The organism is Anaerococcus nagyae (assembly GCF_040364225.1).
In the GTDB taxonomy this organism is placed as follows: Bacteria; Bacillota; Clostridia; order Tissierellales; family Peptoniphilaceae; genus Anaerococcus; species Anaerococcus nagyae.
Window position 1 is genome coordinate 898,907 of record NZ_AP031484.1, and the last position, 26,011, is coordinate 924,917.

At 30.4% G+C, this 26,011-nt stretch carries 27 protein-coding genes, 1 tRNA gene and 1 pseudogene; 23 read left to right on the top strand and 6 right to left on the bottom strand.

Annotated features, from left to right (window positions below):
- Positions 1-131: 131 nt before the first annotated feature.
- The 10 genes from glmM (at position 132) to ABXG81_RS04385 (ending at position 5,869) form a co-directional block, all read left to right on the top strand.
- Positions 132-1,481, top strand: coding sequence for a phosphoglucosamine mutase (gene glmM, locus ABXG81_RS04340; RefSeq protein ID WP_353529213.1), 1,350 nt, complete (start codon positions 132-134; stop codon positions 1,479-1,481).
- Positions 1,478-1,795: an aspartate 1-decarboxylase (aspartate alpha-decarboxylase) gene (locus ABXG81_RS04345; protein WP_353529214.1), complete on the top strand. Its 318-nt coding sequence runs from the start codon at positions 1,478-1,480 to the stop codon at positions 1,793-1,795. Before glmM ends, ABXG81_RS04345 begins: the two co-directional genes overlap by 4 nt.
- Positions 1,796-1,869: 74 nt before the next feature.
- A complete protein-coding gene (gene rpmG / locus ABXG81_RS04350) occupies positions 1,870-2,019 on the top strand; it encodes a 50S ribosomal protein L33 (RefSeq protein WP_117521116.1) in 150 nt (49 codons plus the stop codon).
- A gap of 9 nt (positions 2,020-2,028) precedes the next feature.
- Entirely contained in the window at positions 2,029-2,220 is a 192-nt protein-coding gene (secE, locus tag ABXG81_RS04355) for a preprotein translocase subunit SecE (protein ID WP_117521118.1), read from the top strand.
- 7 nt (positions 2,221-2,227) lie between these two features.
- Positions 2,228-2,830, top strand: coding sequence for a transcription termination/antitermination protein NusG (gene nusG, locus ABXG81_RS04360; RefSeq protein WP_353529215.1), 603 nt, complete (start codon positions 2,228-2,230; stop codon positions 2,828-2,830).
- A 62-nt stretch (positions 2,831-2,892) separates the two neighbouring features.
- Positions 2,893-3,321, top strand: a complete 429-nt coding sequence (gene rplK / locus ABXG81_RS04365) for a 50S ribosomal protein L11 (RefSeq protein ID WP_117521122.1) — start codon at positions 2,893-2,895, stop codon at positions 3,319-3,321.
- 38 nt (positions 3,322-3,359) lie between these two features.
- Entirely contained in the window at positions 3,360-4,070 is a 711-nt protein-coding gene (rplA, locus tag ABXG81_RS04370) for a 50S ribosomal protein L1 (RefSeq protein ID WP_117521124.1), read from the top strand.
- 201 nt (positions 4,071-4,271) lie between these two features.
- Positions 4,272-4,847, top strand: a complete 576-nt coding sequence (rplJ, locus tag ABXG81_RS04375; protein WP_117521126.1) for a 50S ribosomal protein L10 — start codon at positions 4,272-4,274, stop codon at positions 4,845-4,847.
- Between the two features lie 74 nt (positions 4,848-4,921).
- Positions 4,922-5,308 (top strand): 50S ribosomal protein L7/L12, encoded by a 387-nt coding sequence (rplL, locus tag ABXG81_RS04380; RefSeq protein ID WP_117521128.1) that lies wholly within the window; start codon positions 4,922-4,924, stop codon positions 5,306-5,308.
- 105 nt (positions 5,309-5,413) lie between these two features.
- Complete coding sequence (locus tag ABXG81_RS04385; RefSeq protein WP_117521162.1) at positions 5,414-5,869, top strand: Fur family transcriptional regulator; 456 nt, start codon at positions 5,414-5,416, stop codon at positions 5,867-5,869.
- A gap of 185 nt (positions 5,870-6,054) precedes the next feature.
- Here ABXG81_RS04385 and ABXG81_RS04390 read toward each other — a convergent pair whose 3' ends face one another.
- Positions 6,055-6,954 carry a neutral zinc metallopeptidase gene (locus ABXG81_RS04390; RefSeq protein ID WP_209813733.1) on the bottom strand — a complete coding sequence of 300 codons (900 nt, stop codon included), beginning with the start codon at positions 6,952-6,954 and terminating at the stop codon, positions 6,055-6,057.
- Between the two features lie 592 nt (positions 6,955-7,546).
- Here ABXG81_RS04390 and ABXG81_RS04395 point away from each other — a divergent pair.
- From ABXG81_RS04395 to ABXG81_RS04405, 3 genes and pseudogenes are all read left to right on the top strand, one after another.
- Positions 7,547-7,897, top strand: a complete 351-nt coding sequence (locus ABXG81_RS04395) for a type II toxin-antitoxin system HicB family antitoxin (protein WP_117521132.1) — start codon at positions 7,547-7,549, stop codon at positions 7,895-7,897.
- 184 nt (positions 7,898-8,081) lie between these two features.
- A pseudogene (locus ABXG81_RS04400) lies at positions 8,082-8,792 on the top strand (putative glycoside hydrolase); the annotation flags it as partial.
- 111 nt (positions 8,793-8,903) lie between these two features.
- Complete coding sequence (locus ABXG81_RS04405) at positions 8,904-10,250, top strand: DUF438 domain-containing protein (RefSeq protein ID WP_353529216.1); 1,347 nt, start codon at positions 8,904-8,906, stop codon at positions 10,248-10,250.
- Between the two features lie 66 nt (positions 10,251-10,316).
- Here the strand turns inward: ABXG81_RS04405 and ABXG81_RS04410 are convergent, their stop codons facing one another.
- The 3 genes from ABXG81_RS04410 to ABXG81_RS04420 all read right to left on the bottom strand — a co-directional run bounded on the left by ABXG81_RS04410 (position 10,317) and on the right by ABXG81_RS04420 (position 11,772).
- Complete coding sequence (locus ABXG81_RS04410; protein ID WP_353529217.1) at positions 10,317-10,559, bottom strand: AraC family transcriptional regulator; 243 nt, start codon at positions 10,557-10,559, stop codon at positions 10,317-10,319.
- Between the two features lie 85 nt (positions 10,560-10,644).
- Positions 10,645-11,004, bottom strand: coding sequence for an AraC family ligand binding domain-containing protein (locus ABXG81_RS04415; RefSeq protein WP_353529218.1), 360 nt, complete (start codon positions 11,002-11,004; stop codon positions 10,645-10,647).
- A 692-nt stretch (positions 11,005-11,696) separates the two neighbouring features.
- A tRNA-Thr gene (locus tag ABXG81_RS04420) sits at positions 11,697-11,772 on the bottom strand.
- 111 nt (positions 11,773-11,883) lie between these two features.
- Between ABXG81_RS04420 and tuf the strand changes: the two genes are divergently transcribed.
- Positions 11,884-13,080 (top strand): elongation factor Tu, encoded by a 1,197-nt coding sequence (tuf, locus tag ABXG81_RS04425; protein WP_117522332.1) that lies wholly within the window; start codon positions 11,884-11,886, stop codon positions 13,078-13,080.
- 79 nt (positions 13,081-13,159) lie between these two features.
- Entirely contained in the window at positions 13,160-14,482 is a 1,323-nt protein-coding gene (locus ABXG81_RS04430) for a putative glycoside hydrolase (RefSeq protein WP_353529219.1), read from the top strand.
- A 113-nt stretch (positions 14,483-14,595) separates the two neighbouring features.
- On the opposite strand, the gene ABXG81_RS04435 is transcribed toward ABXG81_RS04430, so the two are convergent.
- Positions 14,596-15,162, bottom strand: a complete 567-nt coding sequence (locus tag ABXG81_RS04435; RefSeq protein WP_353529220.1) for a biotin transporter BioY — start codon at positions 15,160-15,162, stop codon at positions 14,596-14,598.
- Between the two features lie 147 nt (positions 15,163-15,309).
- Between ABXG81_RS04435 and bioB the strand changes: the two genes are divergently transcribed.
- Positions 15,310-16,275 carry a biotin synthase BioB gene (gene bioB, locus ABXG81_RS04440; RefSeq protein ID WP_353529221.1) on the top strand — a complete coding sequence of 322 codons (966 nt, stop codon included), beginning with the start codon at positions 15,310-15,312 and terminating at the stop codon, positions 16,273-16,275.
- A 113-nt stretch (positions 16,276-16,388) separates the two neighbouring features.
- Here the strand turns inward: bioB and ABXG81_RS04445 are convergent, their stop codons facing one another.
- Entirely contained in the window at positions 16,389-17,240 is an 852-nt protein-coding gene (locus ABXG81_RS04445) for an AraC family transcriptional regulator (protein WP_117522195.1), read from the bottom strand.
- Between the two features lie 194 nt (positions 17,241-17,434).
- Here ABXG81_RS04445 and ABXG81_RS04450 point away from each other — a divergent pair, with 194 nt between their 5' ends.
- From ABXG81_RS04450 to ABXG81_RS04480, 7 genes are all read left to right on the top strand, one after another.
- A complete protein-coding gene (locus tag ABXG81_RS04450) occupies positions 17,435-18,142 on the top strand; it encodes a DeoR/GlpR family DNA-binding transcription regulator (protein ID WP_245325740.1) in 708 nt (235 codons plus the stop codon).
- Entirely contained in the window at positions 18,139-19,044 is a 906-nt protein-coding gene (gene pfkB, locus ABXG81_RS04455) for a 1-phosphofructokinase (protein WP_353529222.1), read from the top strand. The genes ABXG81_RS04450 and pfkB overlap by 4 nt, the downstream gene beginning before the upstream one ends.
- Positions 19,034-20,959, top strand: coding sequence for a fructose-specific PTS transporter subunit EIIC (locus ABXG81_RS04460; protein WP_316116265.1), 1,926 nt, complete (start codon positions 19,034-19,036; stop codon positions 20,957-20,959). Before pfkB ends, ABXG81_RS04460 begins: the two co-directional genes overlap by 11 nt.
- 121 nt (positions 20,960-21,080) lie before the next feature.
- Positions 21,081-22,751 (top strand): DNA primase, encoded by a 1,671-nt coding sequence (dnaG, locus tag ABXG81_RS04465; RefSeq protein WP_288223216.1) that lies wholly within the window; start codon positions 21,081-21,083, stop codon positions 22,749-22,751.
- Positions 22,744-24,561 (top strand): RNA polymerase sigma factor RpoD, encoded by a 1,818-nt coding sequence (rpoD, locus tag ABXG81_RS04470; RefSeq protein ID WP_353529223.1) that lies wholly within the window; start codon positions 22,744-22,746, stop codon positions 24,559-24,561. The genes dnaG and rpoD overlap by 8 nt, the downstream gene beginning before the upstream one ends.
- The gene (locus ABXG81_RS04475; protein ID WP_117522199.1) at positions 24,561-25,253 is read left to right on the top strand and encodes a class I SAM-dependent methyltransferase; all 693 of its coding nucleotides are present in this window, start codon (positions 24,561-24,563) and stop codon (positions 25,251-25,253) included. The genes rpoD and ABXG81_RS04475 overlap by 1 nt, the downstream gene beginning before the upstream one ends.
- A complete protein-coding gene (locus ABXG81_RS04480; protein WP_117522200.1) occupies positions 25,235-26,005 on the top strand; it encodes a Nif3-like dinuclear metal center hexameric protein in 771 nt (256 codons plus the stop codon). The genes ABXG81_RS04475 and ABXG81_RS04480 overlap by 19 nt, the downstream gene beginning before the upstream one ends.
- Positions 26,006-26,011 lie beyond the last annotated feature (6 nt).

Consider the following 26,011-nt stretch of genomic DNA (forward strand, 5'->3'; position numbering starts at 1 on the left):
TATCACCTCTATTTTATTTTTTACCCGAATAAGGTTTTTTTAAATAACTACATTTTTTGTAAAGATTTATAAGTGTATAATATTACCATAAGTCAAATTAGTCATACATATTTAAAATATTAGGAGGTAATATGAAATATTTTGGAACTGATGGTTTTAGGGGAGAAGCAAATAAGGGACTTAATGTATATCATGCTCTTAAAATCGGAAGATTTTTAGGTAATTACTTTTCAAAAGATAATGGTTATAATGGAAAAATTGTTATTGGTAAGGATACTAGAAGATCATCATATATGTTTGAAGATGCTCTAGCAGCTGGCATCACATCATCTGGATCTAATGCTCACTTACTTCATGTTACAACAACTCCATCTGTATCATATATTACTAGAAGCGAAGATTTTGATTGTGGTGTTATGATAACAGCAAGTCATAATCCATACTATGATAATGGAATTAAAATTATCAACTCTGAAGGTGAAAAAATGGAAGATGACTTCTTGGAAAAACTTGAATCATATATTGATAGTGATATTAATGATATAGATCTTGCTGTAGGGGATAAGATAGGTAGGACTGTCGACTTTATAGGAGGACGTAATAGATATATAGCTTTTTTAATTCAAACAGTAGATAAATCATTTGAAGGAATCAAAGTAGGACTTGATTGCGCAAATGGAGCAAGCTTTACAATTGCAAAACCAGTTTATGATGCCTTAGGGGCAGATACTTATGTTATTAATGATAGACCAGACGGTTACAATATAAATGTTGAGGCAGGCTCAACACATATAGAGGTATTACAAAAATTTGTAGTAGAAAATGGTCTTGATGTAGGTTTTGCTTTTGATGGGGATGCTGATAGATGTATAGCTGTTGATTCTGATGGAAATATCATAGATGGTGATGCTATACTTTATATTTGTGCAAAACATATGAAAGACGAGAATAAGTTCCCATCTAATACTGTTGTAACAACGGTTATGAGTAATATAGGTTTGTATAAAGCTTTAGATAATCTAGATATTGCTTATGTTAAAACTGCAGTGGGAGATAAATATGTTCATCAATCAATGGATGAGAATGGTTATGAATTAGGTGGTGAACAATCTGGGCATATTATATTTGGAAAATATGCAAATACAGGAGATGGTATTCTTACATCTTTAAGAATTATGGAAGCCATGATAGACCAAAAAACAGATCTAAAATCTTTATCTCGTGATCTAATAATCTATCCACAAGAATTAATAAATGTTAAAGTTAAAGATAAGGAACTTACATTAAGTAATGAAAAGGTAAATGCTACTATCAAAGATATAGAAAATCAATTAGGAGATTCTGGTAGAGTTTTGGTAAGAGCAAGTGGAACAGAACCACTTATAAGAGTAATGGTTGAAGCTAAGACAGATGATATTGCAAAAGCATCTTGTGAGCAAATAGTAGCTTCTATAGATGAAGAAGGTCTTTGTCTTAAATGAGAGATTATAAAACTGGAAGAGAAATTAATCCGAAAGAAAGAGTACTCGTAGTTAATGATAAGGTATATTCTAATGATAGCTTTATAGTTTTTGATACTAGTAAACTTGATGATTATCCTCCAGAAGTTTATTATGATAGGGAGGATATTTATCTTGGTAAGATGTTTGATGAAGGTGTATATATTTTATCTGACATTGAAGATATCTTGCTAAACTATCAAGATCAATGTTTTTCTAACCATGACTTAGATGATATAAGAGAATTTCTTGTAAAAAAACGTATATTATTTTATAAAAAATTAGAGGGAAAATAAGTTGACAAGTGACTTTTAAGGTGGTATTATTATCACTTGTAGGAATTATCCGTATATTAATAGGAGGTGTTTTAATGGCAGATAAAGTAAAATTAGAATGTACTGAATGCAAAAACAGAAACTATGATACTACAAAAAATAAAAGAACTCATCAAGAAAGAATTGAGCTAAAAAAGTATTGTCCATTCTGTAAAAAACATACAGTTCATAGAGAAACAAAATAGGAGCAAATAATGGCTAAAAAAGAAGAAGGATTTATCACTTCTGTCAAAAAGGAGCGTAAAAAAATTCAATGGCCAGATAAAAGTACTACTTTAGAATATGCATTATTAGTAATAGTAATAAGTGCTATAACTGCAGTTTTAATCTGGATATTGGATAGATTTATATTTGCAAACCTAGTAAATTTCTTAATAAAATTGTAGGTGTCAAATGACAGATTCTTTTGATAAAAACGAACCTTTAGAAGAAAAAGCAGATGTTGTAGAAGACACTCTAGAAGAAACTACAGATTCTAGTGATAAAGTAAAATGGTATGTGGGACATACCTACACAGGTTATGAAAACAGAGTATGCGATAAAATCAGATCAATGATCGATAATGAGCAAAACCCTGATATCATAGATGTTACAGTACCAACAGAAGAATATGTAGAAGTTAAAAATGATCAGAAAAAAGTAAAAACTAGAAAGTTATTCCCAGGCTATGTAATGGTCAAGATGAATGTTACAAACAAATCTTGGTACATTATTAGAAATACCCAAGGAGTTACAGGATTTGTAGGACCAGATAGAAAACCTGTTCCACTTACACCAGATGAAGTTAGAAAATTTGGTGTTAAGGAAAAGAAGCCAATTCTTGATATAGATGTAGCTGTAGGAGATGACGTAAATATTATTGCAGGTCCTTTCAAGGATTTTGTGGGAAAGGTTACAGAAGTAGACAAAGAAAAACAAAGCATCAAAGCATTTGTAGATATTTTTGGTAGAGATACTTCTATAGACCTTGAATTTACAGATATAGAGACAATTTAGTTTTTAAACTGCTAGAAAAAGTGGGAGGGTAATCCCCCGATATGACCACAAGGAGGTAAATTATGGCAGATAAAGAAGTACAAGCAGTAGTTAAATTACAAGTACCAGCAGGAGCAGCATCTCCAGCACCACCAGTAGGTACAGCATTAGGTCCACACGGAATTAATATTATGGACTTTGTACAAGCATTTAATTCACAAACAGCAGACCAAGCTGGAATGATTATACCGGTAGAGCTTACAGTATTTACGGATAGAAGCTTTACATTTATTACTAAAACACCACCAGCACCAGTATTAATCAAAAAAGCTATCAAACTTAATAAGGGTTCAGGAGAACCAAATAAGAATAAAGTTGGAACTATTAAAAGAAGCCAACTTGAAGAAATTGCAAAAACAAAAATGCAAGATCTTAATGCAGCAAGCCTAGATGCAGCTGTAAGTATGATAGCTGGAACATGTAGAAGCATGGGAGTTACTGTAGAAGATTAGTGGGAGAGGAGACTCGTTTAACCACAAGGAGGAATTAAATGGCAAAAAGAGGAAAAAAATATTTAGAATCAAAGAAAGCTTATGATTCTACTAAAGAATACGCACTAGAAGAAGCATTAGAAATTGTAGAAAAATCAGCAAAGGCTAATTTTGATGAAACTGTTGAACTTAGCTTAAAGCTTGGTGTTGATAGCCGTCATGCTGATCAACAAGTAAGAGGAACAATCATTCTTCCACATGGAACAGGTAAAACACAAAAAATTCTTGCTTTCGTAAAAGAAGATAGAATTGATGAGGCTATATCTGCAGGAGCAGATTACGCAGGTGGACAAGAGCTAGCAGAAAAGATCCAAAAGGAAAATTGGTTAGACTTCGATGTTGTTATTGCAACACCTGATATGATGGCAACAGTAGGTAGAGTAGCTAGAATACTTGGACCTCAAGGATTAATGCCAAATCCAAAAACTGGTACAGTTACAATGGATGTAACACAAGCTATTAAAGAAATCAAAGCTGGTAAAGTAGAGTATAGAACAAATAAAGAAAATCTTATCCAAGTTCCAACAGGAAAAATTTCATTTGGTGAAGAAAAACTTGCAGAAAATATTCGTGCTCTTCTTACAGCTATTGTTAAAGCAAAACCAGCAGCAGCAAAAGGTAGATATCTTAGATCTGTTACAATTTCATCAACAATGGGTCCTGGTGTAAAACTATCTCCACAAAGAGCAATGGATTTAGTTGAAAAATAATTTGCAAAAATTAATTTTTGTGATATAATATCATAGTCAAATAAACAGGCTACCAAAGACTACGCAGACAGTAATGTTTAATAATTGCGTATAGGTGGGATAACCAAACTTACATCCCCACCGATGTAAGCATAATTAATTATGCTTACACACTTGTGGGGATTTTTTATACCTACCATTAAGCCTTTAGGAGGTGAAAAAGTGAGCGAAAAAGCTATAGCAGCTAAACAAGTAGTTGTTGACGAAATTAAAGAAAAAATTGAAAATTCAAAATCTGTAACTCTTGTTGGTTTTGATAGAATGGATGTGCAAGAAATCACAGAATTACGTACAAAATTTAGAGAAGGTAACTCAGAATATAAAGTTTATAAAAATACAATGATGAGATTTGCTTTTGAAGAATTAGGTTATAGTGATTTAATAGATGAACTTAAAGGTTCAAATGCTTTAATCTTTTCTAACGAAGACTCAGTTACAGGACCAAAAGTAGCAGTAGACTATACAAAAGAAGGCGATGAAGAAAAAGAGAAACTTTTAATCAAAGCTGGTCTTGTAGAAGGTATGGTTCAATCTGGTGATCAAATGGTGGCAATAGCATCATTACCAAACAAAGAAACTCTTTACTCAATGCTTGCAAATGTATTACAATCACCAATCCAATCACTTGCTGGTGATCTTAATAATACAGTTGCTAAGATTGCTCTTGCTCTTGATGCAGTACGTGCTAAAAGAGAAGAAAATGGTGAAGTAGCAGAAGAAACACCAGTTGCAGAATAATTAGAATTGTAATAAGATAAAACGAAACTAGTTTATTAGTAAAATTATAAAATAAAATTTTAAGGAGAATTAAAATGGCAAGCGAAAAAGTAACACAATTATTAGAAGATATTAAAGGTCTTACAGTATTAGAATTATCTGACTTAGTACATGCAATAGAAGAAGAATTTGACGTAACAGCTCAAGCTGCAGTTGTAGCAGCAGCTCCAGGAGCAGCAGCAGCTGGTGGAGAAGCAGGAGAAGCTGAAAAATCTGAATTTGATGTAGTTCTTAAATCAGCTGGACAAGCTAAAATCAATGTAATCAAAGTTGTTAAAGATGCAGCTGGTCTAGGACTTAAAGAAGCTAAAGCTTTAGTTGACGGAGCTCCAGCAAATGTTGCTGAAGGTGTATCAAAAGAAGAAGCTGAAGATTTAAAGGCTAAATTAGAAGAAGCTGGTGCAGAAGTAGAACTTGCATAGTTAAATATATTCTAAAAGCTCATGTTTACATGAGCTTTTTTTATGTTTATTTTTACTATTGATAAAAATATTTTTAGATGTATATTTAATAAAAAGAGGGGTGCTATGGAAAATAAAATTAAAGAAATAAATCATCTTGATAATGAAAATAGAACAAAAGAATTAAAAAAGATATTAGAAGATAATAATATTAGGTTATCACACCAGAGATTATTGATATTAGACTATTTAGTTCTTAACCATAATCATCCTTCAGCAGAAAAAATTTATACTGATTTAAAAAAGGTAGATCCTGTTATATCACAGGCAACCGTTTATAATACATTAAATCTTTTGACTGATAAAAGAATAATTAGAGAATTAGATTTTAATATGGTAAGTAAAAGATATGAATTTAGTAAACAAAGCCATGGTCATTTTATTTGTGAAGAGTGTGAATCCATTATTGATTTTAATGTAAAAGAACAAGATATACCAGAGGAATTGAAAGATTACGACATACATACAGTTGAAATAGTATATAGGGGTATATGCCATAATTGTAAAAAAAAGACTTCTTAAAATATATGAATCCTAAAAATTCAGAATACGGATGGAGGTTTTTCATGCCAAATATAACAAAGATAAGGTTAAAGTAAAGTTAAACGGAATATTACTTGTAAGATGCAGATTATATTCCGCTTAAAGTTTATTAAGTTATTTCGTGTTTACGAGTTCACATAAATAGCGAGGTCTTTTTCATAAAATTACTTAATTTTATCAAAGAATACCATTGAATGATCAATATCGTGATATTTATATCCTAAGTCAAAGGCTTCTTTTCTTTGAGCAGATGATCCGTGGGTAAATGTATCTGCATTGACTTCTCTACCAGACATTTCTTGAATCCTATCATCACCGATAGCTGCAGCAGCATCCATTGCTTCTTTAATATCACCTGGATCTAAATAACCTTTTTCTTCAACATAATATGCAAATAATCCTCCGAAATAATCAGCTTGAAGTTCTTGAGCTACTGAGTACTTGTTGTATTCTTTGCTTGGCAAAGTTTTTCTTAATTTGTTAGTTTGATCTAATATTCCTAATTGATTTTGGACGTGATGTCCTACTTCATGAGCTAGAACATAAGCGAAAGCAAAATCACCGCTTGCTCCAAATTGGTTCTGTAGTTGATTATAAAAATCTACATCAATATAAATACTTTCATCTAGTGGACAATAAAAAGGCCCCATATCTTTACTTGCTACACCACATGCTGATCTAGTATTCCCTGAGAAAGGTACCATGACAGGTTCTTCATATTCTGATCCTATTTCCTTAAATTTTTCATGCCAGACATCCTCTGTATCAGCTAATATTACTGATAGAAAATCTTCTAACCTTTCTCTATCTGGGCTTTCATTAGTGGATTGAGTATATTCTTGATTATTATATTGATTAGGATTATTATCTTCATAACTTGAGTCTTCACCAGATATTCCTCCTAATAATCTACCAAAAAATAATAAGATGATTATAAGAATTATGCTGCCTAGTCCACCTCCAACTCTTATTGGAATTCCACCTCTAGATCCGTAATTTGTTCCTTTGTTGTAGCTAGATCCTCTTCTTACATTGCTACTTCTTCTTCTATTTTCCCATTTCATAAACTCCTCCATAAAGCATTTACTAAATTAATGTTTACCCAAAAGCTAATATATTAATAATATCTTATAAATTTAGGTATAATATTGTATAAGTCAATCTAACAAAATATTTACTATATGATTATATAAGATCTAAACAGTAATACGAAATGATAATTTTTACAATTATGATGTAATTTTTCCAATAATCGAGTTTTTATTCCATAAAAAAGCTACAAGACTCATTAGCTTTATGATATTAGTGTAAACAATATTTCTTTCATGGGTATATAAAAGCATATGGTTCAGTCCTGCTTTTTATCATATGCTTTTCTTTCCATAAATTATAAATAATGGTAACAAGTAAAGTTATGATTGGTGATTATATTATTGCCAACAAGCTCTATCTCATGGGTATAACTCCAATTATTTGAGGAATAATTTAATTATAGCGCAAATATTTATTATGCATAATCAAGGGGATAATTCTAAAAAGAAGTTAGAGAATTTTCAGACTGGTAAAGATTTATCAAAGAGGACTGAACATATGATCTTGAAACACGGAGAGGTTAAAATAGCCACTCCTTACTAAAATAAATTTTAGGAGTCAGATATGTTTGTTAATTATCCAGCTGTATTTTTAAAAGAAAAAGATAGTGATTCTTATACAGTGCTCTTCCCAGATCTAAAGGGATGCATTTCTTATGGGGATAATTTAAATGAATCTTTAAAAATGGCGCAGGATGCGTTAGGAACTTATTTATTTGAATATTATACTAAAGCTTATCTAATGCCTAAAGCATCTAGTTTAGATGAAATTGAAATAAAATTAGATGAAGATGATAAAGAGTATATATCATATGAAGATAGTTTTAAGAACTATGTTTTCTTAGATTTGACGGATTATGTTAAGAAATTTAGCGATAAGAGCGTAAAAAACCTTAATTATAGAAAATTATATTAATTAGCTAGGTATCTCACATCACTTTTATTAAAAGAAGCTTACAAAATTAAATATGGTTTAATCTATAGTAAAGATAACTTCTTAGTGCTGATCAGTGTAGTTGGCTCTTTTCTTATATTTTATATGGATTTTATGCACAAATTGTATGGATAGATATAGTTGACCCAGAAGCTATGATAGAAGATTTTCATTGGATGATGGAAGTTTGTGGAAAAATGCTCAGGATGAAGCTTTTATGAATCCATTTTTAAAAGAAGTTCAAGATTACGATTTAAAAATAGCAAAACTTGCAGCTCAAGCTGGTTTTGATGAGATTCAATTTGACTATGTTAGATTTGCAGAAGGCTTTGAAACTTTTGGCGATACTTTAGATTATTCTAAAGGTGAATTTGAAAATAATACAGAAATGGATGAGGGAGAAAAAAGAGTAGCAGCTATTACAGGTTTTGTGCAAAGAGCTCGTGAAGAACTACAAAAATACGATGTACCAATATCAATAGATGTATTTGGTTACGCATTACAAGTTAGACATGCAGAAGGTATAGGGCAAGATTTTGATAAAATGGCTAATCAAACAGATGTAATATCAGCCATGATCTATCCATCCCACTGGGGGAGCGGTTCATTTGATCTTGACAAACCAGATTTACAGCCTTACGAATTTGTAAAAAGATATTTAGATGAAGAACAAGAAGTATTAGGAGCATTAGATCATCCTCCGCTATCTCGACCATGGATTCAGGACTTTACTGCATCATGGATTGGTGAAGGAAACTGGATGGAATATGATGCCGATGCAGTTCAAGCTCAAATAGACGCTATCTACGATCAAGGACAAAATGAATATTTAATATGGAATGCAAATAGTGAGTACTCCACAGGAGTAGATTATTAATATGAACTGTAGTAAAAAATTTACTACAGTTTTATTTTTTTGAATATTTTGTAACAAATGTTACTGATAATGATATTCTTTATATGTTAAACTAATGATGGAGGATAAGCTATGAAAATTGATATAAATGAAAATATTGCAAAATTAATACATTCTAATGAAACGTTAAAAAATGATTTAATAAGTATTGGATTTATCGGTTTAGATAATCCGTTGATGATAGAAAATATGGCAAGTAAGATGTCAATAAAGCGTGGGGCTAAGCTACTAGGAATTTCAGAAATAGAATTAAAACTTGAGAGTCTTGGATATGAAGTTATTGATTCATCCTTGGATAATGATGTAATTGAAAGACAAAAGTTAATTAAATCTTATATAAGAAGGTTATCGGATGGTGAAAACATAGAAAATGTAAGAAAAGATTTTAAAGAAAATTTCGATGGGGTATCATCATCTGAGATTATGGATGCTGAGCAAGCTCTATTAAGTGAAGGTATGGATAAAGATGAAGTAAGAAAACTTTGTGATGTTCACTCATCACTTTTTCACGGAATGACTAAAAATGAAAATATCAAAAAAACTTATGAAAATGATGTTTTAAAATATTTTAGCAACGAAAATAATAATATAAATAAAGCTTTGGAAACATATAATGCATTACCTGTGGAAGAAAAATTTGCAGAAAGTAAAATATTAAAAAAATTATTAAATAGTCACTATAGAAAAAAAGGTGATTTAATTTATCCTCTACTTAAATCAAAATACAATAAGCCAGGCCCTTCAGAAGTAATGTGGGGTGTGGATTATGAAATCTTAAAAAGTTTTAGCAAAGCTATAAAAAATAAAGATTTAGATTTATTAGAAAATACTCTTGCTAGGGCAGAGGAAATGACCTATAAAGAAGAAAATATATTGTTCCCATTATTAGAGGAAAATCTATCTGATGAAGATTATTCAAATATATATAACGATTTAAGTGAATATGATCATGATATAAATAATAATCAGATTAAAACTTATAATAAAGCATCAAAACAAAAAGACGAGAATACAGAGGGGTATATATATTTTTCAAAAGGTAGATTAAGAGTAGATCAACTTGAAGCATTGCTCGATACCATGAACATTGAAATAACTTTTGTAGATGAAGAAGATATAAACTCTTATTATAATAATCATAATGGAGATAAAGTTTTTAAAAGACCTAAGTCGTCTTTAGGTAGAGATGTATATTCTTGTCATCCACCTCAAGCTGAACGTAAGGTGAGAAAAATTATTTCTGATTTAAAATCGGGCACTAGAGATAAAGTTGTGGTGATTAGAGATATAGGTGGCAGTGATTATACTGTAACTTACTATGGTGTTTGGGATAAGAATGGCAATTACAAAGGGATCTTAGAAACTGTTCAGAATATGGATTTTTACAAAAGTTATCTTAAAAAATGGAATAAATTATAGTTAAATTAAAAATCGTGTCATTAAATAATATACTCATTTAATATGACACGATTTTTTAAAATTAAATTATAATCTATGTTTTTTCCTAAATTGAGAAGGAGTTTGTCCAACTTTCTTTTTAAAAACTTGATTAAAATATGATTGAGAATTAAAACCTACTATTGAAGAAATCTCCTCCATAGAATGGTTAGTAGAAATAAGCAAATTTTTAGAAATCTCTATTCTTTTTAAAATTAGATATTCAATAGGGGTAACTCTATATGATTGCTTAAATTCAGAAATTAAATGAAACTTATTCATATATGCCATTGCTGATAATTGCTCTAATTTGATATCTTCTGCATAATTGCTATCAATATAATTTTTTATATAGTCTATTTGTCTATTAACTTTTCTATCGTGTTTTACGAGCGTCTATATCGTCTTCCTCTACATTTGCATTAAAAAAATTAATTGTATCAATCTTTCCACTTTTTTTATTAATCTTTGAAATAGATAAAGATTCCACACCAAAACCAATTATTTCACATACACCGCAAGATCCATCAACATATATAGTATGTCCAATATTTGAATTTATTACAATAATGTCATTTTGATGTACATTAATTGTTTCATTTTCAACAGAAAGTTTGCCAAAACCTTTTTTTACATAATAAAAATAAGTAAAAGGGTGAAATTGTATTCTTGAAGAATAATTTCTATTATAATTGTTTTTTTGAGCATCAAGTATTTTAAAGATACCCTGTAACACATATTAAATCATCTTTAAATAAATTAGTAAAACTAGGGTATTTAAATATAAGTAAAAATAGACCGCTTTACTATGTTGTTAGTAATGAATTTATATATGGGGGTACGCCAAACTAATTTTCCCATGTATTTAAATTTTAGTGATATGGCTAGTTGGGAAGTGGAAAAGTCTTTCCACAAGTAGGGATCGACAGATCTATATGCTATGGCAAGGATTGGAGCATGCTTTTATAGGTTGGCTATTTTTTGCATTTTTATATAGATATTAGGCCCCTAAATATGGATTTATATATTAAATTGCTTATAACTCGAAATATGAATGATTGTTGTGATTTCAATAGTTATGTGTAATATAAGAAGATATGACAAAAAAAGATATTTATACACTTAAAAGTATGAGTTTATTAGACAATATGCTACTAGATATGGTATAGATAAACTAATGAATATCTATTATAAAGAAAATTCAATTGGTATCTATGATATCAAATGGGCTGACGATTTATTCATTCTGCAACAGCCCAGTATGTTTATTGTACTTATAATTTGCATTACCAACCTGTTACCAGTGTGTTACCAATAGATCTGTAATGCGTTACCAATGTGTGGTGACCAATAGGCTTGAAAAACCGTGAAAAATCATATAATACTATTATAGAAAGATATTGAAATATAGCAATTTAGGCAAAAAAATGGAGCCACTTCCCGGGATCGAACCGAGGACCTCATCCTTACCATGGATGCGCTCTACCTACTGAGCTAAAGTGGCATTTCCCAAATATTATACACTATTAATATATTTTTAGCAAATAAAAATTTTATAGTAATTTTAAAACTATTATGGTAGAATAGTCATATATGATAACATTTGGAGGACATAATGAGTAAACAACAATTTGAAAGAACAAAACCACACTTAAACATAGGAACCATAGGCCACGTAGACCATGGTAAAACAACAACAACAGCAGCAATCACACAAGCATTAAACAAAAAATACGGTACAGGCGAATTCGTAGATTACGAACACATTGATAAAGCCCCAGAAGAAAGAGAACGTGGAATCACAATCAATACATCAGTAGTAGAATACGAAACAGCAAACAGACACTATGCACACATCGACGCTCCAGGCCACGCTGACTACGTTAAAAACATGATTACAGGAGCAGCCCAAATGGACGGAGCAATCATAGTAGTAAGTGCAGCAGACGGTCCAATGCCACAAACAAGAGAACACATCCTATTAGCACGTCAAGTAGGAGTACCAAAAATAGCAGTATTCCTAAACAAAGAAGACCAAGTAGACGATCCAGAACTAATCGAATTAGTAGAAATGGAAGTAAGAGACCTACTAAGCGAATACGACTATGACGGAGACGAAGCCCCAGTAGTAGTAGGAAGTGCATTAAAATCCCTACAAGAAGGTGGAGAAGGCGAATGGTCAGACAAAATCCTACAACTAATGGACGAAGTAGACAACTACTTTGATATCCCAGAAAGAGATAACGACCAACCATTCCTAATGCCAGTAGAAGACGTAATGACAATCTCAGGCCGTGGAACAGTAGCAACAGGAAGAGTAGAAAGAGGAACATTAAAAGTAAACGATACAGTAGAAATCGTAGGCCTAACAGAAAAAACAAAAGAAGCAGTAGTAACAGGCGTAGAAATGTTCCACAAATCATTAGACCAAGCAGAAAGTGGAGATAACGTAGGAGTCCTACTAAGAGGAATCCAAAGAGACGAAATCTCAAGAGGTCAAGTACTAGCAGCCAAAGACAGCGTACACCCACACACAGAATTCGAAGGACAAGTATACGTACTAACCAAAGAAGAAGGAGGACGTCATACCCCATTCTTCAGTGGATACAGACCACAATTCTTCTTTAGAACAACAGACGTAACAGGCGATATCGAATTAGAAGAAGGCGTAGAAATGGTAATGCCAGGAGACAACGCAACATTTAAAATCAGCCTACAAAAACCAATAGCCCTAGAAGAAGGACTAAGATTTGCAGTACGTGAAGGTGGTAGAACAGTAGCATCAGGTGTTGTTACTAAAGTTATTAAATAATTTTATTATTTATAAAATAATTTTAATGAAAGAGCGGGCATGCTTGCTCGCTCTTTATTTTTTATTTAGAGGAGAGTGTATGAGAAAAAAAACTAAGATACTTTCCATCATGCTTTCATTAATCTTAATTTTGACTTCATGTACGGCTAATAAAAACAAAAAAACTAGTCAAAAAGAAGCGTCTGATACTAAGGTTGAGGAAGTAAAAGATGAAGACATAGATAAAGCCGCTAAGGAGATATTAAAAGAGAAAGGTTTAGTCAATGAAGCTGTAGAAAAGCCAGTTGGGAAAGCTTATGAAGTTGGGGTAACTCCAGATGATTATAATATGGATTATGATACGTCAAGACTCCATGCTTTAGAGGAAAAGAAATCTAAATATTATCCTAAAGATGGTGTAAAGGGCTTGTATTTTAATACTTATAATATAAATAAACCAGAAGTTTATAATAAGATAACAGATTTAATTGAGAATTCTAATCTAAATACTGTCGTAGTAGATATTAAAGATGATTGGGGAAATGTAACTATGAAATTTGATACTGAGGATGAAGATATCAATTACTCAAAGATTGATATAGTAGATCCAAAAGCTTTCATAGAGGATATGCATTCTAGAGGTATATATGTTATAGGGAGAGTTACTACATTTAAAGATAGTATTATAACTGAAAGACATCCAGAGTGGGGCTTTACCTTAGATGATGGTAGTCTTTGGAAAAATGCTAGTGGTGAAGCTTTTATGAATCCATTTTTAAAAGATGTGCAAGACTACGATATAAAGATAGCAAAGCTTGCAGCTAAAGCTGGATTTGACGAGATACAATTTGACTATGTTAGATTTGCTGAAGGATTTGAAACATTTGGTGATACTTTAGATTACTCTAGAGGTCAATATGAAGATAATAAAGACATGGAAGAAGGAGAAAAGAGAGTAGCTGCTATTACAGGTTTTGTTCAAAGAGCGAGAGAGGAACTACAATCTTATAATATACCTATGTCTATAGATGTCTTCGGCTATGCTCTGCAAGTAAGACATGCTGATGGTATAGGACAAGACTTTGATCAAATGGCCAATCAAACTGATGCTATATCTGCTATGATATATCCTTCTCACTGGGGAGGTGGTTCATTTGATATTGAAAAACCAGATTTAGAGCCTTATAATCTTGTTTGTAGATATCTTGATGAAGAGCAAAAAGTTTTAGGAGATTTAGATCACCCACCAGTTTCAAGACCGTGGATACAAGATTTTACTGCAACTTGGATCGGAGAAGGTAATTGGATGGAATATGATGCAGATGCTGTACAAGCACAGATAGATGCAATATATGATAAAGGACAGAATGAATATTTGATCTGGAATGCTAATAGCGAGTATACTCCAGGTGTAGATTATTAATTTTCTAGCCTAAAATAAGTTTAAGTTAAAAAATAGCTTACCCCATTAATTCTAATTAGATATAAGGGGTAAGTTATTTTTTATAAATTTTTTATTTATAGATTTTATAAAAATCACTTAACTTTAGCATGATTTAGTGAATCTAAAATTTTTGGAGCAATTAAAGCTGCGATAACAGCTTTCAATAAATCTGGTCCTAAAAAAGGAAACATGCCTACAGCTAAAGTTGATTTAAAAGTCATTGGTGTTCCATTAACTTTTGTAAGTACCATATACATATATGGTAATCCAATTGCATAAAAAACAACTTCTGCAAGAATAAGAACTCCCAAAATCTTAATGAAGCTTTTTTCACCATATGCAAGTTTTGAGATCAATACAGCGGCTATAATAAATGAGATTAAAAATCCAAATGTTGGAGCAAAAATCATTTGTGGGCCTCCAGTAAAGCCAGCAAAAACTGGAAGACCAATTAGCCCTATAAGAACATATATAAGTATACTTAAACCAGCAAGTTTAGGTATAAGTAGAAGTCCTGCCATAAATATAAAAAAGTTTTGCATGGTAAAAGGAACTGGTCCCAAAGGAATAGTGATAAATGCTCCTATGGCAATTAAAGCAGCCATAAGAGCTGTCTGTACTAAATCTTGGGTTGTCATTTTATTCTTTATTTTACTCATAATCTTTACACCTCCTCCCTAAGCTATTCTAAACAATGAAAACATTTTTGTCAATTTAGTTGACATATGTGAAATTTTTTCTTATACTCATAATTACAAGAAATGTTGAAATAAAATTGTTTGAACTAAAAAGTTAGGAGTTGTTATATGGAGCTAGAGAAACTAAAAAATAAGGTACTAAATGGTGGAGATATTTCTCGTCAAGAAGCCATTGATTTATATAAAGAGAATTATGATGAACTAAGAAAGGCTGCAGAAGAAATTAGAGAACACTTTTGTCAAGATCAATTTGATATGTGCACTATTATTAATGCAAAGAGTGGTCACTGTCCAGAAAATTGTAAATTTTGTGCTCAATCAACACATAGTCATGCAGAAGTAGAAGTTTATTCTCTTTTAGATAAAGATACTATTGTAAAAGATGCTATTGAAAAATATCGTAGAGGAGTTCCTAGATATTCTTTGGTATCTTCAGGAAAGTCACTAACTGAAGATGATATTGATAAAGTATGTGAAATTGTTAAAGATATTCATGAGCAAGAACCAGAGGTCAAAGTATGTTTATCTGGAGGATTAATATCCGCAGAAGGTTTTAAAAAGTTAAAGGATGCCGGAGTACTAAGAATACATAATAATTTGGAAAGTTCTGAAAATTTCTTTAAGGAGATCTGTACAAGCCATACTTACGATCAAAAAATTCAAGCTATTAAAGATGCCAAAAATGCCGGAATGGAAGTATGTAGTGGAGGTATTATTGGTTTGGGAGAAGATATTGAAGATAGAGTAGATATGTTTTTTAATTTAAGAAATTTAAATGTAGCGTCTATCCCAGTTAATGTCTTAAATCCTGTAAAAGGGACACCTATGGAAAATAATAAAATATTAGATCAAGAAGAAATAAATAGAACAATTGCGATATGCCGATTTATAAATCCTAAAGCAGCTATTCGATTAGCTGGAGGTCGTGCAAATATGGAAGAACTAGGAAAATCTTGCTTTAGATCTGGAGCTAATGCAGCCATAACTGGAGATATGTTAACAACACGTGGAGCAAGTCTAGAAGATGATATGCAAATGGTTAAAGAAATGGATTATGATATTTGTGCTATGTAAGAATAAAATAGCGAAATTAATTTTATGTTAATATAATATTAAAAATTAGAATTTAGATGAGTTGAACTCCATATTTAAGTATGCAAAGTTCAACTCATTACTTTTCGGTTTTACTATAATCTGTGTTTTTTTCTAAATTGAGATGGGGTTTGATCAACTTTCTTTTTAAAAACCTGGTTGAAATATGATTGTGAGTTAAATCCCACTATAGATGATATTTCTTCCATAGAATGGTTAGTAGATATAAGTAAATTTTTAGAAATTTCTATTCGCTTTAGTATTAAATATTCAATAGGTGTCACTCTGTAAGATTGCTTAAATTCAGATATAAGGTGAAACTTATTCATATAAGCCATAGTAGATAACTGCTCAAGCTTTATATCTTCGGCATAATTATTATCTATATAATTTTTTATATAATCAATTTGTCTATTTACTTTTTTATCATGACTTACAGTAACTTTTTCTTCATTATATCTTAAAGCGTTTATAATAAAAATTGAGGCTTTAGCATTTGCCATAGCTTTAGAAAACAATTTCTCACTATTAAATTCATTTACAATTTCATTAAACAAATCAGTATTATATTTCTTTCTATCTAAGTTAATGTGAAAATAGTTGCTATTATCCTTATTTAAGTTATTGGGATTAATACTTGAAACAGAAAGTGATTCAACACCAAATCCTATAATTTCGCAAGAATCAGAATTATTATCAACATATAAAGTATGTCCAATATTTGAATTAATAACAACTAAGTCATTATCTTTTACATCAACAGTTTCATTTTCAATAGATAATTTTCCGTTTCCCTTAATGATATAGTAGAAATATGTGAAAGGATGAAATTGTATCCTAGAAGAATAATTCCTATTAAAATTGTGCTTTTGAGCATCTAGAACCTTTATTTCAACATCTAAAAGATCATCCTCCTGATCTAAATCTCTGAAGTTCGTTTTATCCATAATTTCCTCTTTTTATTTAATCCTTTAATACAGTATATAAACATTATAATACATTTAAATATTTTTTTAAAGTATGTGAGTTCCTTAAACATCTTACTAATAAAATTATATATATTGTAAGTTTACTAAATTTATTTAAAAATTCAAATATTAAAACATTACATTTGACAGTTTATGATTGAAAATGATTGAAAATGAAGTATATTTTATTTATGATAGTAGAAGAAAGATTGAATTTGATTAGAGAAATGTTGAAAAAAGAAGAAATTGTATCTAATTCTAGATTGCTAGAAAAATTAGATGTAAGCGAGTCAACCTTAAGGCGTGATTTAGATTACCTACAAGGGAAAGGTGAAATAAGGAGAGTGCGTGGAGGAGCAACTCTTAATAAATTGCTTGAAGAAACCAATTTTAAGTTTAATGAAACAACCAATATAGAATCCAAAAGAATTATAGGTGAAAAAGCTAGTAAGCTTATAGAAGATGGTAGCCATATATTTTTAGATGCTGGTACTACAATTTATAGTTTAATTGAATATTTAGAAAATAAAAATGTGACAGTTGTAACCAATGGTTTGATGCATCTTGAAAAACTAAATAATCTTTCAATTTCTACAGTGGTTTTAGGAGGAAATATAAAAGAATCAACTTTTATTACTTATGGAGAGCAGACTATAAATGAAATTAATAATCTGAATTTTGATTTAGCTTTTATTGGAGCTAATGGTATATGCGATAATATTTATTCTACAGCCGATATAAATGAAGCTTTAATAAAGAAAGCTGCAATAAATAAATCTAATAGATCTTATGTACTAGCGGACTCTTCGAAGTTTGGAAAGAAATACTTTGCAGATATTTGTACATTTGATGATGCGAAACTTATTAAGGAGGATGAATGATTTACACTCTTACTCTAAATCCATCTATTGACTATATTATGAGACTTTATGAGTATAAAGATGGATTTACAAATAGAAGTTATGAAGAGATGAAATTTCCTGGTGGCAAGGGAATCATGGTCTCCAAGCTTTTAAAAAAATTAGGTGAAGATTCGATTAATCTTGGTTTTATCGGTGGATTTACTGGTGAATACATTAAGAGTTCTTTGAAGGACTTAGGTATAAAAGAAAATTTTACTTTTATAGAAGATGATTCTAGGATTAATGTAAAACTTAAATATCGAAGTGAGACGGAAATTAATGCAGGTGGACCTTTTATTAGTGATGAAGAAGTAAATGAATTTTTAGATAATATATCCACTTTGAATTCTAATGACACACTTATAATTTCTGGTTCGATTTCAAAATCTCTTGATGATAATTTTTATAAACAAATCTTAGACTGCAATAATGTAGACTTTACTATAGATGTTGCTGGCAAAGAATTATTAGATTATCTATCATACAATCCAATTTTAGTTAAACCAAATATTGATGAATTAGAAATGATTTTTGGAGAAAAGATTGATAAAAGCAATCTCTTACACTATGCTAAGAGATTAAATGATTTAGGAGCTCAAAGCGTCATCATATCAATGGGTAAAGATGGTTCTATATTTATATCTGAGGATTTAATATTAAAAGCTGAACCTATTGAAGGTAGGTTAATAAATTCGGTTGGCGCAGGAGACAGCATGGTAGGTGGTTTTGTATATGGTTTAAAAAATGGATTGTCGAAAAAAGAAGCCTATAAATTAGCTGTAGCTTGTGGGACTGCAACTGCATTTAGCGAAGATATTGCTAAAAAAGAATTAATATATGAAATTTTAAAAAGAGTAGAGGTAAATGGATATGGAAATTAAGGATCTTCTAAAAAAAGAGCTGATGATTCTAGATTTAGAAGCTAATAGCAAAGATGAAGTTATAGATGAATTAGCTAATAAATTTTATGAAAAAGGATATGTAAAAAGTGAAAAAGATTTTGCTCAAGGATTAAGAGAACGTGAACAAGAAGGATCTACAGCTTTAGGTGATGGAGTTGCTATACCACATTCAAAAAATAAAACTGTAAAAGAGCCAGCTGTATTATTTGCAAGAAAAAAGGATGGATTAGATTATGAGGCTTTAGATGGAGAAGATACTTTTGTATTTTTTGCAATAGCAGCTCCAGATGGAGAAAATAATCTCCATGTAGAAACTCTTGCTGAATTATCAAAAATGATAATGAAAGGTGGATTTGTAGATGATTTAAAAACAGTTAACACTCCTGATGAAGTTTATAGTATTATTGATAAGTATTCTAAACCAAAGAAAATAAATGAAGATAAGTCTGTTATAAAAAGTAATGACAAAGAAAATGCTACTCAAACAGAAACTGATAAAGAAAGTGACTTTATAGTAGCGGTTACAGCTTGTCCAAATGGAATTGCCCATACTTATATGGCCCAAGAAGGATTAGAAGAAGCTGCAAAAAAAGCTGGAGTAGATATAAAAGTAGAAACTAATGGATCTGATGGTATCAAAAATAGATTGACTGATGAAGATATAAAAAGAGCTAAGGCAGTAATCATTTCAGCTGATAAAAAAGTAGAAACAGCTAGATTTGATGGCAAAAAAGTTATTCAAAGACCAGTTTCAGATGGTATTAGAAAAGCAGATGAACTAGTCGATAGGGCCATTAAGGGTCAAGCAAGTGTATTTCACAGCGAAGTTTCATCTAATAATGAGAGTTATAAATCAACTAAAGGTGATTCACAAAGCTTTTGGCAAAAAATATATGGAGATATAATGAACGGTATCAGTCATATGTTACCATTTGTTATAGGTGGTGGAATATTATTAGCTATATCTTTCCTTTTTGAAAGATTTACAGGAGATAATTCTCAAGTCTTTACTTTTCTTAACGGTCTAGGATCCGATTCTATGAGCTTTCTCATACCAATCCTTGCTGGATATATAGCAATGTCTATTGGTGATAGACCTGCATTAATGCCGGGTATGGTTGCAGGACTTATGGCAAGTCGTGGAGCAGGATTTATAGGCGGATTAATAGGTGGGCTTATAGCAGGCTATATTACTAACCTAATTAAGAAGATGACAAGAAATCTACCTAAATCAGTAGAAGGTCTTAAACCTATGCTTATATATCCTGTATTAGGACTCTTATTTACAGGAATTATTATGTATTTTATAATAGATCCTATTTTTACTGGTATAAATTCTGCTATTAACAATTGGCTAATGAACTTGAGTGGATCAAACAGAATTTTACTTGGTGCATTACTTGGTGCTATGATGGCAATTGATATGGGCGGTCCAATCAACAAGGCGGCATATGCTTTTGCTATAGGAGTATTTACAGATACAGGCATTGGTTCATATATGGCAGCTGTAATGGTTGGTGGTATGGTACCACCTATAGCAATTGCACTGGCTTGTTCATTATTTAAAAATAAATTTACAGAAAAAGAAAAAGAAACAAAGATTACAAACTTTATTCTTGGTTTAAGTTTTATAACAGAAGGTGCAATCCCTTTTGCAGCAAGTGAGCCACAAAGTGTTATACCATCTGTTGCAATAGGATCAGCAATAGCTGGAGCCATAGTTGGAGCATTTAATGTAGAGTCCCCTGCTCCACACGGTGGTGTATTTGTACTTCCTGCAATGAGTAATTTAAATCAAGTGTTATTTTTCCTATTAGCAGTAGCTATAGGTTCTGTAGTAGGGGCTTTACTATTGGGTAAATTAAAAAAGAGACCTGAAGACAAAGTAGCATAAAACTTATTAAGACATTAGAGAAATTACAAGTAAATTTGTAATTTCTCTTTTTAAAATAAGTAAAATCTAAAATTGAATACGATTTAATTATAAGTATAGTTTATCTAGCAGAGGTGATTATATGGCTATGATACCAGAAGAAAAAATAGAAGAAATAAAAGCTAGTTCTAATATAGTTGATATAATTGGTGAATATACTGATTTAAAGAGAGCGGGTAGTTCTTATAAGGGGCTATGTCCATTTCATAATGAGAAAACACCTTCTTTTACTGTAGATGATAAGAAACAATTATTTCACTGCTTTGGTTGTGGAGCGGGAGGGGATGTTGTTTCTTTTATTATGCAAAAAGAAGGTTTATCTTATCCAGATAGTTTGGAATATTTAGCTAATAAAGCTGGTATTAAAATGGAATATAATTACTCTTCTAAGTATGTATCTAACCCAAGAAATAAAGAGCTCTATGAAATAAATAAAGATATAATGATGTTTTATTATAAAAATCTCTTGACTAGTAAAGAAGCTATAACGTATCTTAAAAATCGTTCCTTATCTGGAAAAATCGTAAATAGATTTATGCTTGGGTTTGCTAAAAATAGCTGGGATGACTTATGTAACTACGCTGAATATAAAGGTTATGATAAAAATGATTTAGAAGAAATAGGATTAATTAAAAAGTCTGCAAAAGGAAAATATTATGATAAGTATAGAAATAGAATAATATTTCCAATTATAAATCATTATGGCAATGTTATAGGATTTGGTGGAAGAACTATAGCAGAAGAAATGCCCAAATATCTTAATTCTCCAGAATCAGATATATTTAAAAAAAGGTTCAATCTTTATGGATTAAATGTTTATAAAAAGCAGAAAAAAGATGACTTAATTTTAGTGGAAGGATACATGGACGTTATAGCTTTAAATAATCATGGAATTGACTATGCAGTTGCTAGTCTAGGTACTGCTTTAACGTCCGATCAAGCCAAACTAATCAAGCGATATTCAAATAATGTTTATATATGTTATGATAGCGATATTGCTGGAATAAAAGCTACTGATAAGGCTATAGAGATATTTCTAAATCAAGATATTAAGCCTAAAATAATCAGTCTAGGTGAAGGAAATGATCCTGATGATTTTATTAAGAAATATGGTAAAGATTCATTTATAGATAAAAAAGAAAAGGCGCTAGATGTTTACAATTATAAGTACAATAAAATACTAGACATATACTCTAGTTCAAAAGAAAATGAGAAATATGAAAAACTGGATTTATTTGTAAAATTTCTTGCTGAAATAAAGTCGGATTTAACTCGTGAAATATTTATAAACAACGTTTCTACATTATTTAACATTGATAAAAACACTTTAAATAAGGCAGTCAACAAGTATAATACTAATATTACTTATAAGGAAGAATCCAGTAAAGATTTTAAAAATAAACAAAAAGTGATAGTAAATAGTAACCCTCAAAAGCACAATACTCATGAGCTTGAAATATTAAGGCTTATTTTTAATCAAAGAGATGCTTATCTTGAAAATAAAGAATTTTTTGATAGTGCTTTAAAAGATGAAAAAATAATAAATACTAAAGAATTTATTATAAATAAAAATACTGAAAAATTTGATAAAAATGATGAGGATTATGTTTACATTTTAAATTATATAAGAGATGATGCAAATCCTATAGTAATAGACGAGCTTATGGATAGGATAAAGCTTTTTGAAAAAAGAGAGAAACTAAAAGAGCTTAAGTCTCTTAATAATAGAACTAAGGGGAGTTTTAATGAGTAGCGATAGTGATAAACTGCTTGAAGATGACGTTTTAAAAGAAATAATAGAAGAATTTCAATCCATAGGCGAATCTCAAGATGGTATGATAACATATACTCAAATATACACATTTGAATCATTTAAGGAAGTAGAAGATGAGAGCAAAAAATATGTTATCTCACAAATACTTAGCAGTGGTATAGAAATAGTAGAAAAAGCTGAGTCTGTTCTAGATGAAGATTTAGAAGATGAGGATTCTTTAGATGATGATTTAGATGATGAAATATCAGATGATGAAGATATAGATGAATCAGAACTTGAAGAAAATATTGACGATGATGTAGAAAATATTTCAGGTATTAAATTAGATGATCCGGTAAAAATGTACCTTAAAGAAATTGGAAAAGTTTCTCTTTTAACAGCAAAAGAAGAAATCCATCTTGCTCGTCAAATGGAAATGGGTGATATAGCTAGTAAGAAGCTTGAAGGTCAATCTTTAAATAAGCAAAATAAGAATAAGTTATCAACAGACATATTTTTTGGAAATTTGGCCTACGCTTTACTTGAAGCCAATAATCAGGTTAAGGAGAATGGTAAAGTAGATGATAGCATAATAGTTAGTTTAACTGGTATAAAATCAATGGGCAATCTATTTGAAGAGATAATGGTTGATGAGCCTGATGTAGAAAAAATTGAAGAACTTAAAGCAAAGGTTTTAATTTGTAATGTAGCGAGCAAGTCTTTAAGTGAAAATGAACTCACAAGAACAGAAGCTAATTCTTTATGTGACTTATTTGATTCTTTTGATCATTTATTTAATATTAATGAAGAAGATAACGTAGTTACTCATATATATGAATTTTTTACTGACTTATTATCTAAAGCAAGCAATGGAGAATTTATCAAAACTAATGATAGAATGACAATAGAAGACTTCATTGAAGCTGGCAATATAGCATGTGAATTAACAAAAGGAAATGAATTAACTTTTGAAAATATTCAAGATTTAAGTTCTTATATAGATAACAGTAGGATAGCTCGTATGATTTTAAGTGATAATGAGCTAAGTAATGAAAATTCTATAACTCTAAGAAAGACAATATTAAAGGCAAAAAGAGCTAAACAAAAATTAGCTGAAACTAACTTGAGACTAGTTGTTTCCATTGCTAAAAAATATGTGGGTCGTGGGATGAGTTTTTTAGATCTTATCCAAGAAGGAAATATGGGACTTATGAAAGCCGTAGATAAGTATGATTATAACAGAGGTTTTAAGTTCTCTACTTATGCAACATGGTGGATTAGACAAGCTATAACTCGTGCCATTGCAGATCAGGCAAGGACTATAAGAATACCTGTACATATGGTTGAAACCATAAATAAACTTGTGAGAACTCAAAGACAATTAGTTCAAGATTTAGGACGCGATCCATCAAACGAAGAAATAGCTGAGCAAATGGGAATAGAAGTAATCAAAGTTCAAGAGATTAGAAAGATTGCTCAAGAACCGGTATCCTTAGAAACACCAATAGGGGAAGAAGAAGATTCTCATTTAGGAGATTTTATAGAGGATGAAACAGCAATTAACCCAGATGATGCAGCTAATTATACTATGTTGCGTGAACAATTAAATGATGTTTTATCATGTCTTGGATCACGTGAAAAGAGAGTGTTGCAATTAAGATTTGGTCTGATAGATGGAACTCCTCGTACACTTGAAGAAGTGGGCAAGGAATTTGATGTAACTCGTGAAAGAATTAGACAAATAGAAGCTAAAGCTTTACGTAAATTAAAATCACCAAATAAGAGTGAATCATTGAAAGATTTTTTATAATGAATGATAAAAAAAGATTAATGGATATTATTAATATTATTGACCCAGGAAAAAGGGTTATTGATGTAGGAACCGATCATGGATTGGTTCCTTTATATTTGGCTAAAAATGAATTGTGTGATGATATTTTGGGAACAGATATATCAGCATCATCTCTTAAAAAACTTGAAGATGAGCTTGATGATAGTTTAAAAAAAGTAATTAAAACTAAAGTTACAGATGGTTTTAATGGAATAGAAAAAAAAGATAAACAAATTGCAGTAATAGCAGGTATGGGTGCTAATACTATCATAGATATTATAAATAATAGCTTAGATTTTGCTAAAAACTTAGATTATATGATTCTTGAGTCAAATATAGCTACCGAAAGACTCAGAAAATTTTTGATAAATAATAATTTTGAAATACAAAGAGATTTTCTAACATATGAGAATAATAAATATTATGATATATTGAAAGTAAGCTATGGTTATCCTAATGAGTTAACTTTATCTGAAATATATTATGGCTTTGAAAATATTAAAAAGCATAGTGATGTGCTTAGAAGTAAATTAGAAAAAGACTATGAAAAAAATTCAAAATTTAGAGATGATATAGTTAAAAATTCAAAAAATCAATCTGGTTTAGAAAAAATAGACGAAAGATTAGCTGCTATTGATGAGGTATATGAAATATGGAAATTAAAGAATTAATAGATAGATTATGTGATAAATATCCTTTAGACTTACAAGAAAATTGGGATAACTCTGGTCTTCAAATTGGAAATTTAAATAATGAACTTGAGAATGTATTGATTAGTTTAGATTTAGAAGATGAAGGCGTAGATATGGCTATAAAGAATAAATGTAATTTAATAATAACACATCATCCATATCTATTTAATGGAACTAAGTCTATAGATTTTAGTGATGATTTTTATAATAGATTAGATAAAGTTATAAAAAATGATATAAGTGTTTTTGCTATGCATACAAATTTAGATATTGCAAAAGATGGACTTAATGATAATTTATGTGAGATTTTAAATATTAAAAATACTAATATCTTAGAAGTCGGAAAAGAGATTGGGTTAGGGAGATATGGTCATATAGATAAGATTAAAGCCTTAGATTTTGCTAAAAAGGTAAAAGATGTACTAGTTGCAGAAAAGTTGATATGTTATGGAAATATGGGAAAAGAGATTGAAAAAGTTGCTGTTTGTGGCGGTGCAGGGCAATCTTTATTTGAAGACGCATTTATTAATGAATGTGATCTTATGATTACGGGAGATGTAAGCTATCATATGGCTATGGACTATTCTAATAGAGGACTTATAATTATAGATGCTGGTCACTTTGCTAGTGAAAATCATGTAATATACAAGCTAGAAAAAGTTATATATGAGTTGATAGATAAAGAAATATATACGTATTCAAAAGAAGATACTTTTAGAACTTTTATTTAATATAAA